General features: G+C 45.5%; 14 protein-coding genes. All 14 read right to left on the reverse strand.

Annotated features, from left to right (window positions below):
- Window position 1: 1 nt before the first annotated feature.
- Complete coding sequence (locus DESDI_RS12495) at window positions 2–784, reverse strand: phosphatidate cytidylyltransferase (protein ID WP_015262979.1); 783 nt, start codon at window positions 782–784, stop codon at window positions 2–4.
- A 10-nt stretch (window positions 785–794) separates the two neighbouring features.
- Complete coding sequence (gene uppS, locus DESDI_RS12500) at window positions 795–1,565, reverse strand: undecaprenyl pyrophosphate synthase (RefSeq protein WP_015262980.1); 771 nt, start codon at window positions 1,563–1,565, stop codon at window positions 795–797.
- A gap of 80 nt (window positions 1,566–1,645) precedes the next feature.
- Complete coding sequence (frr, locus tag DESDI_RS12505) at window positions 1,646–2,203, reverse strand: ribosome recycling factor (protein ID WP_015262981.1); 558 nt, start codon at window positions 2,201–2,203, stop codon at window positions 1,646–1,648.
- Complete coding sequence (pyrH, locus tag DESDI_RS12510) at window positions 2,203–2,925, reverse strand: UMP kinase (RefSeq protein WP_015262982.1); 723 nt, start codon at window positions 2,923–2,925, stop codon at window positions 2,203–2,205. The genes frr and pyrH overlap by 1 nt, the downstream gene beginning before the upstream one ends.
- A 95-nt stretch (window positions 2,926–3,020) precedes the next feature.
- Complete coding sequence (tsf, locus tag DESDI_RS12515; RefSeq protein ID WP_015262983.1) at window positions 3,021–3,674, reverse strand: translation elongation factor Ts; 654 nt, start codon at window positions 3,672–3,674, stop codon at window positions 3,021–3,023.
- Between the two features lie 160 nt (window positions 3,675–3,834).
- Window positions 3,835–4,572 carry a 30S ribosomal protein S2 gene (gene rpsB, locus DESDI_RS12520; protein WP_015262984.1) on the reverse strand — a complete coding sequence of 246 codons (738 nt, stop codon included), beginning with the start codon at window positions 4,570–4,572 and terminating at the stop codon, window positions 3,835–3,837.
- A gap of 154 nt (window positions 4,573–4,726) precedes the next feature.
- Window positions 4,727–5,170 carry a hypothetical protein gene (locus DESDI_RS12525; protein WP_015262985.1) on the reverse strand — a complete coding sequence of 148 codons (444 nt, stop codon included), beginning with the start codon at window positions 5,168–5,170 and terminating at the stop codon, window positions 4,727–4,729.
- A 32-nt stretch (window positions 5,171–5,202) separates the two neighbouring features.
- Window positions 5,203–5,991 carry a GTP-sensing pleiotropic transcriptional regulator CodY gene (codY, locus tag DESDI_RS12530; RefSeq protein ID WP_015262986.1) on the reverse strand — a complete coding sequence of 263 codons (789 nt, stop codon included), beginning with the start codon at window positions 5,989–5,991 and terminating at the stop codon, window positions 5,203–5,205.
- 81 nt (window positions 5,992–6,072) lie between these two features.
- The gene (gene hslU, locus DESDI_RS12535; protein WP_015262987.1) at window positions 6,073–7,449 is read right to left on the reverse strand and encodes an ATP-dependent protease ATPase subunit HslU; all 1,377 of its coding nucleotides are present in this window, start codon (window positions 7,447–7,449) and stop codon (window positions 6,073–6,075) included.
- A gap of 11 nt (window positions 7,450–7,460) precedes the next feature.
- Window positions 7,461–7,991, reverse strand: coding sequence for an ATP-dependent protease subunit HslV (hslV, locus tag DESDI_RS12540; RefSeq protein WP_015262988.1), 531 nt, complete (start codon window positions 7,989–7,991; stop codon window positions 7,461–7,463).
- 99 nt (window positions 7,992–8,090) lie between these two features.
- On the reverse strand, window positions 8,091–8,987 hold the full coding sequence (xerC, locus tag DESDI_RS12545) for a tyrosine recombinase XerC (RefSeq protein WP_015262989.1): 897 nt from the start codon (window positions 8,985–8,987) through the stop codon (window positions 8,091–8,093).
- A 44-nt stretch (window positions 8,988–9,031) separates the two neighbouring features.
- On the reverse strand, window positions 9,032–10,345 hold the full coding sequence (gene trmFO / locus DESDI_RS12550; protein ID WP_015262990.1) for a methylenetetrahydrofolate--tRNA-(uracil(54)-C(5))-methyltransferase (FADH(2)-oxidizing) TrmFO: 1,314 nt from the start codon (window positions 10,343–10,345) through the stop codon (window positions 9,032–9,034).
- Window position 10,346: 1 nt separating this feature from the next.
- Complete coding sequence (gene topA, locus DESDI_RS12555) at window positions 10,347–12,437, reverse strand: type I DNA topoisomerase (protein WP_015262991.1); 2,091 nt, start codon at window positions 12,435–12,437, stop codon at window positions 10,347–10,349.
- 144 nt (window positions 12,438–12,581) lie between these two features.
- Window positions 12,582–13,745: a DNA-processing protein DprA gene (gene dprA, locus DESDI_RS12560; RefSeq protein ID WP_041219955.1), complete on the reverse strand. Its 1,164-nt coding sequence runs from the start codon at window positions 13,743–13,745 to the stop codon at window positions 12,582–12,584.
- Window positions 13,746–13,809 lie beyond the last annotated feature (64 nt).

Here is a 13,809-nt window from a genome sequence, read left to right on the forward strand (position 1 = left end):
ATCACCCCACAATCAATGCCCAATAATACATAATAGGAATCACGAAAATGAGACTGTCAAATCGGTCAAGAATTCCTCCATGTCCAGGAATAAGGTTCCCCGAATCTTTAATGCTTACACTGCGTTTTAAAGCAGACTCAAATAAATCACCAATTTGGGCACTGATTCCAACGATAATACTTACAACCAAATAGGCACTCCAGGGGGCCCCACCGATGATTTTCCAGCCAATAATACCGGTTAATATACAAAAGAAAAGTCCGCCCAGAGATCCCTCGATGGTCTTCTTGGGGCTGACTTGCGGAGCTAGCAAATGTTTCCCCATGGCTCTCCCTATAAGGTATGCAAAGGTATCCGTCGCCCATACCATAATAAAAGTAAATAAAGCCCAAGCCATTCCTTCCGTCAAGCCGCGAATGAGATAGAGGTGCGATAATAAAGCAACTGTATACAGAGGGGAAAAGCAATTGTAAGCTGCTTCGCCAAGATTCACATTCGGGTAATATATCGCGATTTTTCCCATAGCAAAAAGTAACCATGCCAACAATAAAGGCAACAACCACTGGGTCCCACCTTGAAAAATCAGCAAAAGCCAGACAATGGAAAACACTCCCGTGCTAATATACCATGCTTTGTATCCCATTCTTTGTCCAATGGCTAAGGTTTCCTTAAGCGCTAAGAGGGATATAATCGTCACTAGCAACGCAATATATAGTCCTCCCAAATACGTTAACCCCAACAGAATTGGGACTAGAACTAGTGCGCTTAGCGTTCTAATTAGCATATGCTTCTCCTTACTGCTTGTTCAACCCGCCAAAGCGACGATCTCGTTTCTGAAAATCAAGAATGGCTTCTGTCAGGCGCTCCGGATTAAAGTCAGGCCACAAGCAATCTGTGACAACTATTTCGGTATAGGCAATTTGCCAGAGCAAAAAATTACTGATACGAAGTTCTTCAGAGGTACGAATGAGTAAATCTGGATCAGGCAGGTCGAAAGTAAATAAATGGTTTGCAAACATAGCTTCTGAAATCTCCTCGGGCTTGATCTGCCCTTGGGCGACTTTTTCACAAAGCCGTTGTACCGCACTGGTTATTTCAGCACGACCACCGTAATTCAAGGCCAAATTCAGGATAAGCCCCTTATTTTGCTTCGTTTTTTCCATCGAACGTTCTAATTCCTTCTGAGCTTCTAAAGGAAGCTGGTCCCGATTGCCAATCATTTGCACGCGCACTTGGTTCTCATGAAGTTCATCCAGTTCACGTCGCAAATAATCGGTTAGAAGACTCATAAGAATATTCACTTCTTCTCTGGGTCTACTCCAATTCTCAGTGGAAAACGCATAAACAGTCAAGACTCCAACACCTAAATTAGAGCAGGCTTTTACGATATCGCGCAGTGCCTCAACCCCCGCTTTATGGCCTAGGGAACGGGGCAAGGCACGTTTTTTAGCCCATCTTCCATTCCCGTCCATGATGATGGCGATATGCCGTGGCAACCTGTTTTTATCAATTTGCTCAACTAACTTTTTGGCAGGTTCTTTTTTATCCCAAAATCTATGCCACATTATCACACCTCCAATGGGCAGACCTGTAAAGAGGCTAAAGACCCCCTTCGGTTTCAAGGGGGTCAAAACATCTGCTGAAGTTAAACTTCCATGATTTCCTTTTCCTTGGCATCCATAATACGATCAATTTCTTTGATGTGCTTATCCGTCATTTTTTGAACGTCATCTTGAGCCCTTTTAACCTCATCTTCAGAAGCCGCATGGTCCTTCTCAACCTTCTTCAGGCTGTCATTACCGTCGCGACGAATATTACGCACGGCAACTCGAGCTTCTTCGGCCTTCTTCTTAACGGTTTTAACAATTTCCGTTCTGCGCTCAGCAGTTAATTGGGGAATGATTAAGCGAATGACCGTTCCATCGCTGGATGGATTTAAGCCTAAATCAGATTTTAGGATGGCTTTCTCAATCATGGGAAGGCTGGTTTTATCCCAGGGTTGAATGACTAAAATACGAGGTTCTGGTACGGAAATATTGGCTAATTGATTTACGGGAGTCTGAGTACCATAGTACTCTACACTGATTCTGTCTAACATATTCGGATTAGCTCGTCCTGCACGTATGGTAGTATACTCTCGCTTGAGCGATTCACCGGCTTTTACCATCCGATCTTCGGCTTCCTTTAAAACGTCAGAAATCATTATTTGTCCCTCCCTACATATGTCCCAACGGATTCACCCATTATAGCTCTTAAGATATTGCCCTGTCTATTTAAGTCAAATACGATAAGGGGAATGTTATTGTCCATACACAACGAAGCTGCTGTAGAATCCATCACTCCCAAACCCTGATTAAGAACATCTAGAAACGTCAGCTTATCGTATTTTTTTGCTTCCGGATTCTTCTCAGGATCACAATCATATACTCCGTCCACACGTTTGGCCATAAGTATTGCTTCAGCTTCAATCTCAGCTGCACGTAAGGCTGCAGTGGTATCTGTTGAAAAATATGGATTACCGGTACCTGCCGCAAAAATGACAATGCGACCCTTTTCCAGGTGACGAATTGCACGTCTGCGGATATAGGGCTCTGCCACTTGTCTCATTTCAATAGCCGATAACACTCGCGTGGCAACACCGGTCTTTTCCAAGGAGTCTTGCAAGGCTAAAGCATTCATTACAGTAGCGAGCATTCCCATGTAATCGGCATTCGCTCGATCCATACCTTGCTTGCTCCCCGCTATCCCTCTCCAGATATTTCCACCACCGACTACTAATGCCACTTCAATCCCAAGTTTTTGTATTTCAGCAACTTGCTCTGCAACGTTAACAAGCATGTCGTGGGAAATTCCATAGCCCTGACTTCCGGCTAACGCTTCCCCACTAAGTTTCAAGACAACCCGGCGATATCGTGGTGTTTCCATTGATGAACCTCCAACTATATATTTCTACATGATGAAAAATAATCCTCTTCGTTATCCTAAAAAGAGAACACCTAAGTGTCCTCTTTTTGCTTACCTTAGCGGTTCATTTCTTTCATAACTTCTGCCGCAAAATCTTCTTGACGCTTTTCGATGCCTTCGCCCATTTCATAACGGGTAAAGCGGCGAATAACAATACGTTCGCCAATTTTAGCTGTCTTCTCCAGTACAAGGTCGTTAATGGTCTTATCTGGATCTTTTACAAATTCTTGCTCCAATAAACATACTTCTTTGTAGTATTTGGAGATTCTTCCTTCAACCATTTTCTCAACAATCTTTTCTGGTTTGCCTTCATTCAAAGCTTGGGCTTTGAGAATATTCTTTTCATGCTCTATAACATCTGCAGGAACTTCTTCTTTGGTAAGGTAAAGAGGTTTTGCTGCAGCAATATGCAGAGCAATGTCTCTTGTAAACTGTTTAAAATCATCGGTATTAGCAACAAAGTCTGTTTCACAGTTGACTTCAAGCAAAACGCCAATTCTTCCGCCACCATGAATATAGGCTTCAACAATACCTTCAGCTGCAATACGACCTTCTTTTTTCGCTGCTGCGGCGAGACCTTTTTCACGAAGGTAATCAATCGCCTTGTCCATGTCACCACCGACTTCATTAAGCGCCTTCTTGCAATCCATCATTCCAGCCCCGGTCCGCTCACGGAGCTCCTTTACTTGAGCTGCACTAATCTCTGCCATGAATAAAACCCTCCAAACAAATATATGTATTCCTCTGAGTAATAGAATTCACGTTATTAAGCATCATACAAAAGGAGCAGGATGAGCATCCGGGAAGCTTTAACCACCCCTTCTTCACCCTGCCCCTCTACTAATCTACCTTTGCCCGTATGGGGGATAATTATTCAGCAACGACTTCTTCAGCAGCCGCTTCAGCTTCTGCTGCTTCATCCATGCTTCCTTGTTGTCCCTCCATGATTGCATCAGCCATGCGACCGGTTAAAAGCTTCACTGCACGAATGGCGTCATCATTCGCAGGAATGACTACGTCGATTTCGTCAGGATCGCAGTTCGTATCGACAATACCCACGATAGGAATATTCAGGCGATGAGCTTCTGCTACTGCAATCCGCTCTTTGCGAGGATCCACAATAAATAAGGCATCAGGAAGTTTCTTCATGTTCTTGATTCCGCCTAAGAAACGCTCGAGCTTCTCCATCTCATGGCGAAGAGCAGCGACTTCTTTCTTGGGAAGAACGTCGAAGACTCCTTCAGCTTCCATTTTCTCCAATTCACGAAGACGACTAACACGCTTCTGAATGGTTTGGAAGTTGGTCATCATACCGCCGAGCCAACGCTCATTGACATAGTACATGCCACAACGTTCAGCTTCTTCCTTCACGGACTCTTGAGCTTGCTTCTTGGTGCCAACGAACAGAATCGTGCCACCATCGGCAGCCAAGTTCCGAACGTAATTGTAGGCTTCCTCTACCTTTCTTACGGTTTTTTGCAGGTCAATGATATAAATACCATTGCGCTCCGTAAAAATGTAACGAGCCATTTTAGGATTCCAACGACGAGTTTGATGACCGAAGTGAACACCGGCTTCTAGTAATTGCTTCATAGAAATTACAGCCATTGTGTTGCACCTCCTTTCTTGTTTTTTCCCTCCGCAGGTTCATCTCTCCACTTACCCGATTCCTCGGGAACCTAAGCTTCAATCCCTCTGCGTGTGTTATAATTTCACACTGCGAATAGAATATCATAATTGGGACTTCATTGCAACAAAAAGCTTACGTCAGCGAGAAGTTTGTCCGAATATCGTTTTCTTTGATATACTGTTCCAATTCCGTCATCAACTCCGGAAACGGAAAGTAAAGGTCGCTTAGATAATAATCCTGACTCTTGGTTTTAATCTGGACAATTTCCTTCCCCTGTTTGGTCGTAAAGAGTGCAATTCTACGAATCTCTGCTGAAGAGAGACGATACTCTCCTCTCAGCGAGCTAAAAACCAACTGATTGTCAGTGACGCGAAATTTCTTGCTCCGACCATACATCCAAATCGCGATAATCCCTACGGCAGTGATACTATAGACCCAGAGCAGGATGTCAGTCTCCAGAGCAGCTATCTTGAGACCATAATATAACACGGCATATAAAATCGGAGCCATCGCGAGATAGAGAACACCCGGAATCACTAAAGGTTTTAATTGGTAGGAATACACTTGATCTTCCATAACCATCCCTCCACCTTTGCGTCCGTACTTATTTACTTATTATGACTAATCTTGTCTAATTCCTCGAGGAGATGATCATTCAGTACCCGAATATAAGTACCTTTCATTCCTAAGGATTTGGATTCGATAACACCAGCTGATTCAAATTTACGAAGGGCATTGACAATCACTGAACGGGTGATTCCCACACGATCAGCTATCTTGCTAGCAACCAATAGGCCATCACCGCCACCTAGTTCAGCAAAGATATGTTCAACAGCTTCTAGTTCGGAATAGGATAAAGTCCCCACAGCTATTTGCACAGCTGCTTTTTTACGTGCTTCTTCTTCAGCACGTTCCGCTTTATTGCGAAGAATCTCCATGCCAACGACCGTAGCGCCATATTCAGCAAGGATTAAATCTCCTTCGCTAAAATCTTGATCAAACTTAGCCAACACCAGGGTCCCCACTCGCTCACCACCACCAAGGATGGGGACAATCGTTGTGATCTTATTGTTGAATTGGCAGCGTTCCTTATCATTAAATACGCAACCATTGGCAACCTGGGCTGTGTTGGTGCGTGTTTCCGTTACCTTCAACAAACCTTCATTATAACTTTCCGGGAACCGTTCGGTCTGGATGACGATATCTTGCATCGTGTCACAGCCGAAGGCTTCCATAAAGTGATAACTGAGAATTTTACCGCGTCGCCCAACAATATAGCAGTTGGATTTAATCGATTCGCTCAGCACTCTGGCCATTTCGTCGAAATCCACATCATGACCAGCCGCTTTTTGAATAAGTTTACTAATTCCTCTGGTTTTTTCTAATAAGCTTTTCACAAAAAATCCTCCTTTATTTTGGAACACTCTGTTTTCTTTTTACTTTACTCTTGCTTCACACTGTTTCTTTTCGCTTTTCTTTTAAAGAATATATCGTGAGAGATCTTGATTTCTTACGATATTTCCTAAACGGTGCTGAATATATTCACGATTGATCGTGACTTTATAATCTTCAGGAAGCTCTGAAGCCTCAAAAGATAGTTCCTCAAGAACTCGCTCCACAATGGTATGAAGTCTTCTCGCTCCGATGTTTTCGGTATTTGAATTCACTTCATAAGCAACCTTTGCCAATTCATCGATAGCATTCTCTGTAAATTCGACCTTTATTCCCTCTGTTTCCAGCAAAGCACTGTATTGCTTAATAAGTGAGGATTGAGGCTCAGTGAGTATTCGTTTAAAGTCCTCAATACTCAGAGATTCTAGCTCGACACGAATGGGAAACCGGCCTTGGAGTTCCGGAATAAGATCTGAGGGTTTCGCCACATGAAAGGCGCCGGCCGCTATAAAGAGGATATGATCCGTCTTAATAGGCCCATATTTTGTATTAATGGTCGAGCCTTCTACTATCGGTAGGATATCTCTTTGTACACCGCCTCTGGAAACATCCGGGCCTGAAGTTCCGTCTCTTCCGGCAATTTTATCGATTTCATCGAGAAAAACCATTCCTTCTTGTTCCGTCCGACGAATGGCTTCTTGCACCGCTTCATCTTGGTCAATGAGCTTCTGTGCCTCTTCCGTAGTTAAGATGCGACGAGCTTCTTTGACCGTGACTTTGCGTTTATGACGTTTTTTGGGAAGCATCCCTGCCATCATATCTTGAAGATTGGAGTTCATCTCCATTCCCGCACCTAACATATCAGGAAATAGAGGCTGATTATCTTCCACTTCGACTTCAATGACCTGTTCCTCAAGTTCGCCACGGCGCAGGCGTTCTCGCACAAGGTTACGATCCCGTTCAATCTCGGGTGTCACAATCTCTTCTTTCTCTTGATTCTGATTAAATAAAAACTGAAAGGGGTTAGAAGTGTTGGTCTCCGTCCGTTTCCCGGGAACAAGCAATTGCTCCAGGCGTATCTCGGCAGACTTTGCTGCCTGAACCTCTACTTCTCCCATCTTTTCTGCTTTAACCATTCGCAAAGCAATTTCGACTAAATCACGAATGATGGACTCAACGTCCCTTCCTACATAGCCGACTTCAGTAAACTTGGTGGCTTCTACTTTAAGGAAGGGGGCACGTACCAACTTGGCAAGTCGTCTCGCAATCTCCGTCTTACCAACACCTGTCGGACCAATCATCAGAATATTTTTAGGAAGAACTTCCTCTTGCATCTCATCCGGCAACAAAACTCTTCTATACCGGTTACGCAGGGCAATAGCCACTGCCCGTTTCGCTTGATTTTGGCCTACAATATAACGATCTAGTTCACGGACAGTTTCCCGTGGTGTAAGTTGTTCCATGGGTACCCTCCTTACAATTCTTCCACGATAATTTGGTCATTGGTAAAAACACAAATCGAAGAAGCGACCGCCATCGCTTCGCGGACAAGCTCCCCCGGTTGGAGATCTGTATTCTTAGCCAAGGCTCTTGCTGCTGCTAATGCATAATTTCCACCGGAGCCTATAGCCGCTATTCCATCATCCGGCTCGATAACTTCTCCTGAACCAGAAATCAAAAGCATACTTTGTTGATCAGACACAATGAGTAGAGCTTCAAGGTTGCGAAGCGCCCTATCCATTCGCCAATCCTTGGCAAGCTCAACGGCTGCCCGTTGAAGGTTTCCTTGATATTCCTCAAGCTTGTGCTCAAATTTTTCAAAGAGGGTGAAAGCATCAGCAACAGAACCAGCAAAGCCTGCTAGGACTTTACCATGGAACAACCGGCGTACTTTTCTGGCGCTATGCTTCATGATGGTTGCTTGACCCATAGTAACCTGACCATCTCCGGCCATGGCTACTTGTTCGCCCTTTTTTATGGCAACTATAGTGGTTGCATGGAACATCGGAATACCTCCTTATATCGGCAGTTTACAGAATAATTACTCAAGTGTCAATAGAATTGTGTACAATTGCTGTCTTTTTGTGAAAACTTAACCTGAAGTTTACATCTTCTTGGCCCGCGGGTGACTTTGCTCATATACTTCACGCAACCGTTCCTTTGTCAAATGGGTATAAATCTGCGTAGAAGAAAGCTTGGCATGACCTAGGAGTTCTTGGACACTACGCAAATCTGCACCGCCGTCGAGCAAGTGGGTAGCATAGGAATGGCGAAGCATATGGGGATGCAGATGATGAGATAATCCGGACTCTAAAGCCAAGCGATCAAGTATGCGGCGAATGGAGCGAACGGAAAGCCGTGTGCCTTGGTAATTCAAGAGCAGTGCCTCTTGGTTATCTTCCCTCATCGCCAAATAATTCCGGATGGCTTCTAAGGCATAGCGTGTTAGAGGAATAATTCTCTCTTTGTTGCCTTTTCCTCGCACCCGCAGGAGAAAACTATCTGATTCAATATCTTGGCGATTAAGATTGGCAAGCTCGCTGACCCTTAAGCCGGATCCATAGAGGAGCTCTAAAATCACTTGATCCCGTGCTCCCAGTAGTGTTGTACAATCGGGTGCCTGGGTGAGACGATTTAACTCTTCTATAGAAAGGAAGTGCGGGAGTTTCCTGCCTAATTTGGGGGTGGCAATCCTTTGAACAGGATTTTTCTGCAGGATACCTTCTTTGCAAAGAAATTTAAAGAAAGCTCTGAGAGCAGAAAGTTTACGAGCCATGCTCTTTCTCTCCAAGCCTCGGTCTGTCATTTGGCCAAGGAAACTACGGACAATATAGATGTCTACTTGATCCACATGAAGTTGCTCCGGTTCTACCCCAGACTCAAGGGCAGCGAAGTCAAAAAATTGGACGAGGTCGTTATGGTAGGCTATGAGGGTATGTTCGGAGCGGTTTTGGGCTTTTAGTTGGCCGTCGAAAAGGCCGAGGGCGTGGTCGGCTTGCACTTGGGTAGGCCTCCCTTCGCGGATTCTTGGGTATTTTCTTAAGTTTAACTCAGTCCCTCAGCGGCTTTGAACTCCTCAAGCTTCGCTAAGGCTCGTTCGGAGATTTTGGCGTTCTTCTCCTTTTTGGCTTTGATGCGTTTCTCGAGGGGGGGGAGGAGACCGTAGTTGATGCTCATGGGTTGGAAGTTCACGCTGGGGGAGCCTTCCAAGTGGCGGGCGAGGGCGCCGAGGGCTGTTTCTGCGGGGAAAAGAAGGGTGGGTTGATTATTGATTCGACGTACGGCGTTGAGACCTGCGACTAAGCCACTGGCTATAGATTCTACGTAGCCTTCGACACCGGTGATTTGACCAGCGAAAAATAGGTTGGGGGCTTGCCGGAGGCTGTAGTCAGATTTTAAAATCTTGGGAGCATTTAAGAACGTGTTGCGATGCATGACGCCATAGCGTACAAATTCAGCCTGCTCTAATCCCGGTATGAGGCGAAAAACTCGCTGTTGCTCTCCCCATTTGAGATGGGTTTGGAATCCTACGAGGTTAAAGAGGGTGCCTTCTCGGTTTTCCTTACGGAGCTGAACGACTGCATAGGAGCGTTTGCCTGTGCGGGCATCAATAAGACCAACGGGTTTTAGAGGGCCAAAGGTCAAAGTCTGTTCCCCACGGGAGGCCATGACTTCAACGGGCATACAGCCTTCAAAAACCTTACTCCTTTCAAACCCTTTGACTTCTGCGGTCTCAGCCTGAATCAGCTCATTGTAGAAGTTTCGATATTCTTCTTCGGTCATGGGACAATTCAAATAATCTGGGTCCCCTTTGTCATAGCGGGAGGCCCAGAAAGCTTTGTCCGTATTGATTGACTCTAAGGTGACGATGGGCGCCGCGGCATCGTAAAAACTAAGTGCATCCTCGCCGGTCATCTTTTGAATTTCTAGCGCTAACTCATCTGAGGTCAACGGTCCCGTAGCGACTATGGCAACCTCTGACATAGGAAGGTCTTTAACCTCTTGTCTGGAAATATGAATCAAGGGATGCTCCTCAAGAAGCTTTGTTACTGAAGCGGAAAACTTCTCGCGATCGACAGCCAAAGCGCCTCCGGCCGGTACTGCAACCTGATCTGCCACTCGCATAAGTAGCGAATCTAAGCGGCGCATTTCTTCTTTGAGCAATCCGGCGGCATTCTCTAATCCTGCGCCTTTAAGTGAATTGCTGCAGACCAATTCGGCAAAACAATCCGTATGATGGGCCGGCGTCGTCTTTATGGGCCTCATCTCATAAAGCTCAACTTCTATTCCGTGGCGAGCAATCTGCCAGGCAGCTTCTGCACCGGCTAGACCTGCTCCGATTACTTTAATAGATGGCATATTATTCTGCTTGCTCCTCTACTTGCTTGTCATAGCGGCATTCCGTATTCGTGCAGGCGTATCTTTTTCCTTGCTTTGATGTCTTGACTACCATTAAACCTCCACATTTGGGGCAGGGCTCAGAAGCCGGTAACTCCCATGAAACAAACTCACACTCGGGGTAGGTACTACAGCCATAGAACTTTCTGCCTTTTTTGCTGCGTCGAATGACTAAAGGATTACCGCAGTTAGGGCATTTTGTTCCGACCTCTTCCAAGAGCGGCTTGGTATTTCGGCATTCCGGGAAGCCCGGGCAAGCCAAAAACTTTCCATAGCGACCCATTTTGATGACCATATTGCGACCGCAATTTTCGCAGATTTCATCGGAAACCTTGTCTTCGATTTGCACTTTACTCATGCTTTGTTCGGCTTCCTCCAAGGACACCGCGAAGGGGCCGTAAAAATCCCGAATAACATCTTTCCAAGGTAAGGTCCCTTCCTCAATATCATCCAGCTTCTCTTCCAGATTCGCCGTAAATTCCAAATCTACAATTTCCGGAAAATACTCTTTTAAAATGGTAACGATGATATCCCCTAACTCAGTAGGTGAAAGTTGTTTTCCTTCCTTAGCCACATAGCCTCTTGATAGGATCGTTTCAATAGTAGGAGCGTAGGTACTGGGGCGACCAATTCCCTCTTCTTCCATCTTACGCACCAGTGATGCTTCCGTATATTTCGGGGGCGGTTCAGTGAAATGCTGCTTCTCCTGAAGGTTAGCTACACTAAGCTTCTCGTTAGCCTGGATATTGGCTGCGAGAGTTCCTTCTTGCTGCTCTTCATTTTCATCTTGCGCCTCTTCATAAACGGCCAGATATCCCGGAAAACGTACCGTGGAGGCATTAGCACGAAATAGGTATCCTCCAGCCTCTATCTCAACAGTGAGGGTATCAACTAAAGCAACACTCATTTGACTTGCTAAGAAACGCTCCCATACCAAACGATAGAGACGCAGTTGATCTCTTGATAGATATTCTTTTAATGAATCTGGAGTTCTCAATACAGATGTAGGGCGGATGGCCTCATGAGCTTCTTGAGCTCGGCCCTTGCTTTTAAACTGTCGAGGTTCAGGAGGATAATAATCCATGCCATACTGATCGAGAATAAACTCCTTCGCTTCGCCTTGAGCTAGCTCGGAGATTCTAACGGAGTCAGTACGCATATAGGTAATCAAACCAATGCTTCCGGACTTACCTAAATCGATACCCTCGTAAAGCTGTTGGGCAAGCATCATGGTCCGCTTAGGTGACATATTGAGCTTACGATGAGCTTCCTGCTGTAAGCTGCTTGTGATAAAGGGCGGTGATGGTTGTTTTTTCTTCTCCTTCGTCCGCACTTCTTGCACTTGAAAGGATTGATTCCCCAGATCTTGGAGAACTTTCTTCATTTCTTCTTCCGAGGAAATCGTTAGCTTCTGATTCTGTTTCTTGACAAGCTTTGCGGAGAATACCCCACCCGCACTTGCTAAGGAAGCCGTCAGGCTCCAATACTCCACGGGGATAAAGTTCGTAATCTCCTCCTCGCGATCGCAGACAAGGCGAACGGCCACCGATTGAACCCGTCCCGCACTAAGCCCCTTTTTCACTTTTCTCCAAAGTAGAGGGCTCAATTGATACCCCACCAAACGATCCAAAACACGACGTGCTTGTTGAGCATCCACCTTGCTGGAATCGATCTGCCGAGGTTGTTTAATTGCGGCTGTAATTGCCGGTTTTGTAATCTCATGAAATTCAATACGGCACTTCTCTGTTAGATCTAGGCCAAGCAAATGCCCCAAATGCCAAGCAATTGCCTCTCCCTCACGGTCAGGGTCAGAAGCCAAAAGGATCCTATCGGCATTTTTGGCAGCAGCCCGTAGCTCCTTAATTAGATCTCCACGACCTCGGATAGCAATATATTTCGGTTCAAAGTCATTATCTACGTCTACACCCATTTGGCTTTTCGGCAAATCCCGCAAATGTCCCATGGATGCTTTAACCGTATAGTTATTGCTCAAAAATTTACTTATAGATTTGGCCTTAGCCGGAGATTCCACAATTACAAGTGTTTTAGCCATACATCACCTCAAGAAATTATCGCCGTTTAAACGAATTATACAATTCATATCACAAGCACAGCTTTAAATCAACTACATTGCTCTTGATTTGAAGCTGTCACACGCATAAACTAGCCTAATATTATCTTCTTTTCCATAGTATGTCTAGCTCTTATAAGCTAATACATAAAGCTGTCCGGGAAGTTGCTCTATTCTCCCCGCCAGTTGGAGCTCAAGTAATACCAAGGGAATCTGTTCTGGAGCAATCTCCGAATTCAACATGATCTGATCGATATGACACGGTATATCGCTCAGCATTCCCAGGATTTTTTCCTGCTCGCGGCTTATTTGTGGTTCTCTCTTGTCTTGCCCATTATTTGTCGACTCGATACTTTTTGTTTCTTTATTGGTACTAGAGTCTCTCCCCTCGGCAAAGGCGGGAATCTCTGAACAAATATCTTGGAAACCTTCAATTAACTTGGCGCCTTGTCGAATAAGATGGTTGGGTCCTTTGCTCACCTGACTAAATATGGGTCCAGGCACAGCAAAAACCTCGCGACCCTGCTCTAAGGCAAAGTCAACCGTAATTAATGCTCCGCTTTTCAGTGCTGCTTCAACGACGACAACTCCACGCGACATGCCACTAATTAATCGATTGCGCACAGGGAACAGCTGCGGCTCAGGAGGCGTCTCAGGAGCAAATTCACTCCAGAGAACACCATGGTTCGCCATGATCTCTTCGGCAAGCTTTTGGTTTTCTGGCGGGTACATAAAACTAAGGCCACATCCCATAACCGCCCAAGTTATTCCTTGCCCGGCTAGAGCTCCTCGATGAGCAGCTGTATCAATACCTCTAGCCAGACCGCTGACCACGATGATTCCTTCTTCCGCTATTTCTTTGGCCAGTGCCTCAGCTGCCGCTCTTCCGTATGGTGTAGCCTTGCGTGCTCCGACAATCGCTAGGGACTCCTTGCCGGCAGATAATTGACCTTTATAATAAAGAAGCGGTGGGGCATCCGCTAGCTGGCGCAATAACGCAGGATAACCATTCTCTTCCGGAATCACTATATTAATTCCTTGAGCATGAAGTCGCGCTTCAACTTCACTTGGGTCCAACACCTTGCGTTTTTGGCTAATCTTTTGCAACCAGGGCTCTTCCTTGCTCCACGGGTCTTCTTCTAAATGATGCCAAGCATTGCAAGCATTACCGAAACGAGCAATAAGTTGACGCAGCTTACCGCTGCCAATGCCTTGTATCGAATGGAGCATTGCACGAATACGCTTTTCCTCAGCAAGTGCATCTTGGAAAACATCGCTATCTCTATCCATCTCAAGATTCTTCACCAAAGCATCCCTCCCCGTCGTCCATCATTTCGCGACTTTGGAGGAATTT

Origin of the sequence: Desulfitobacterium dichloroeliminans LMG P-21439, assembly GCF_000243135.2 — a bacterium.
Taxonomy (GTDB): domain Bacteria; phylum Bacillota; class Desulfitobacteriia; order Desulfitobacteriales; family Desulfitobacteriaceae; genus Desulfitobacterium; species Desulfitobacterium dichloroeliminans.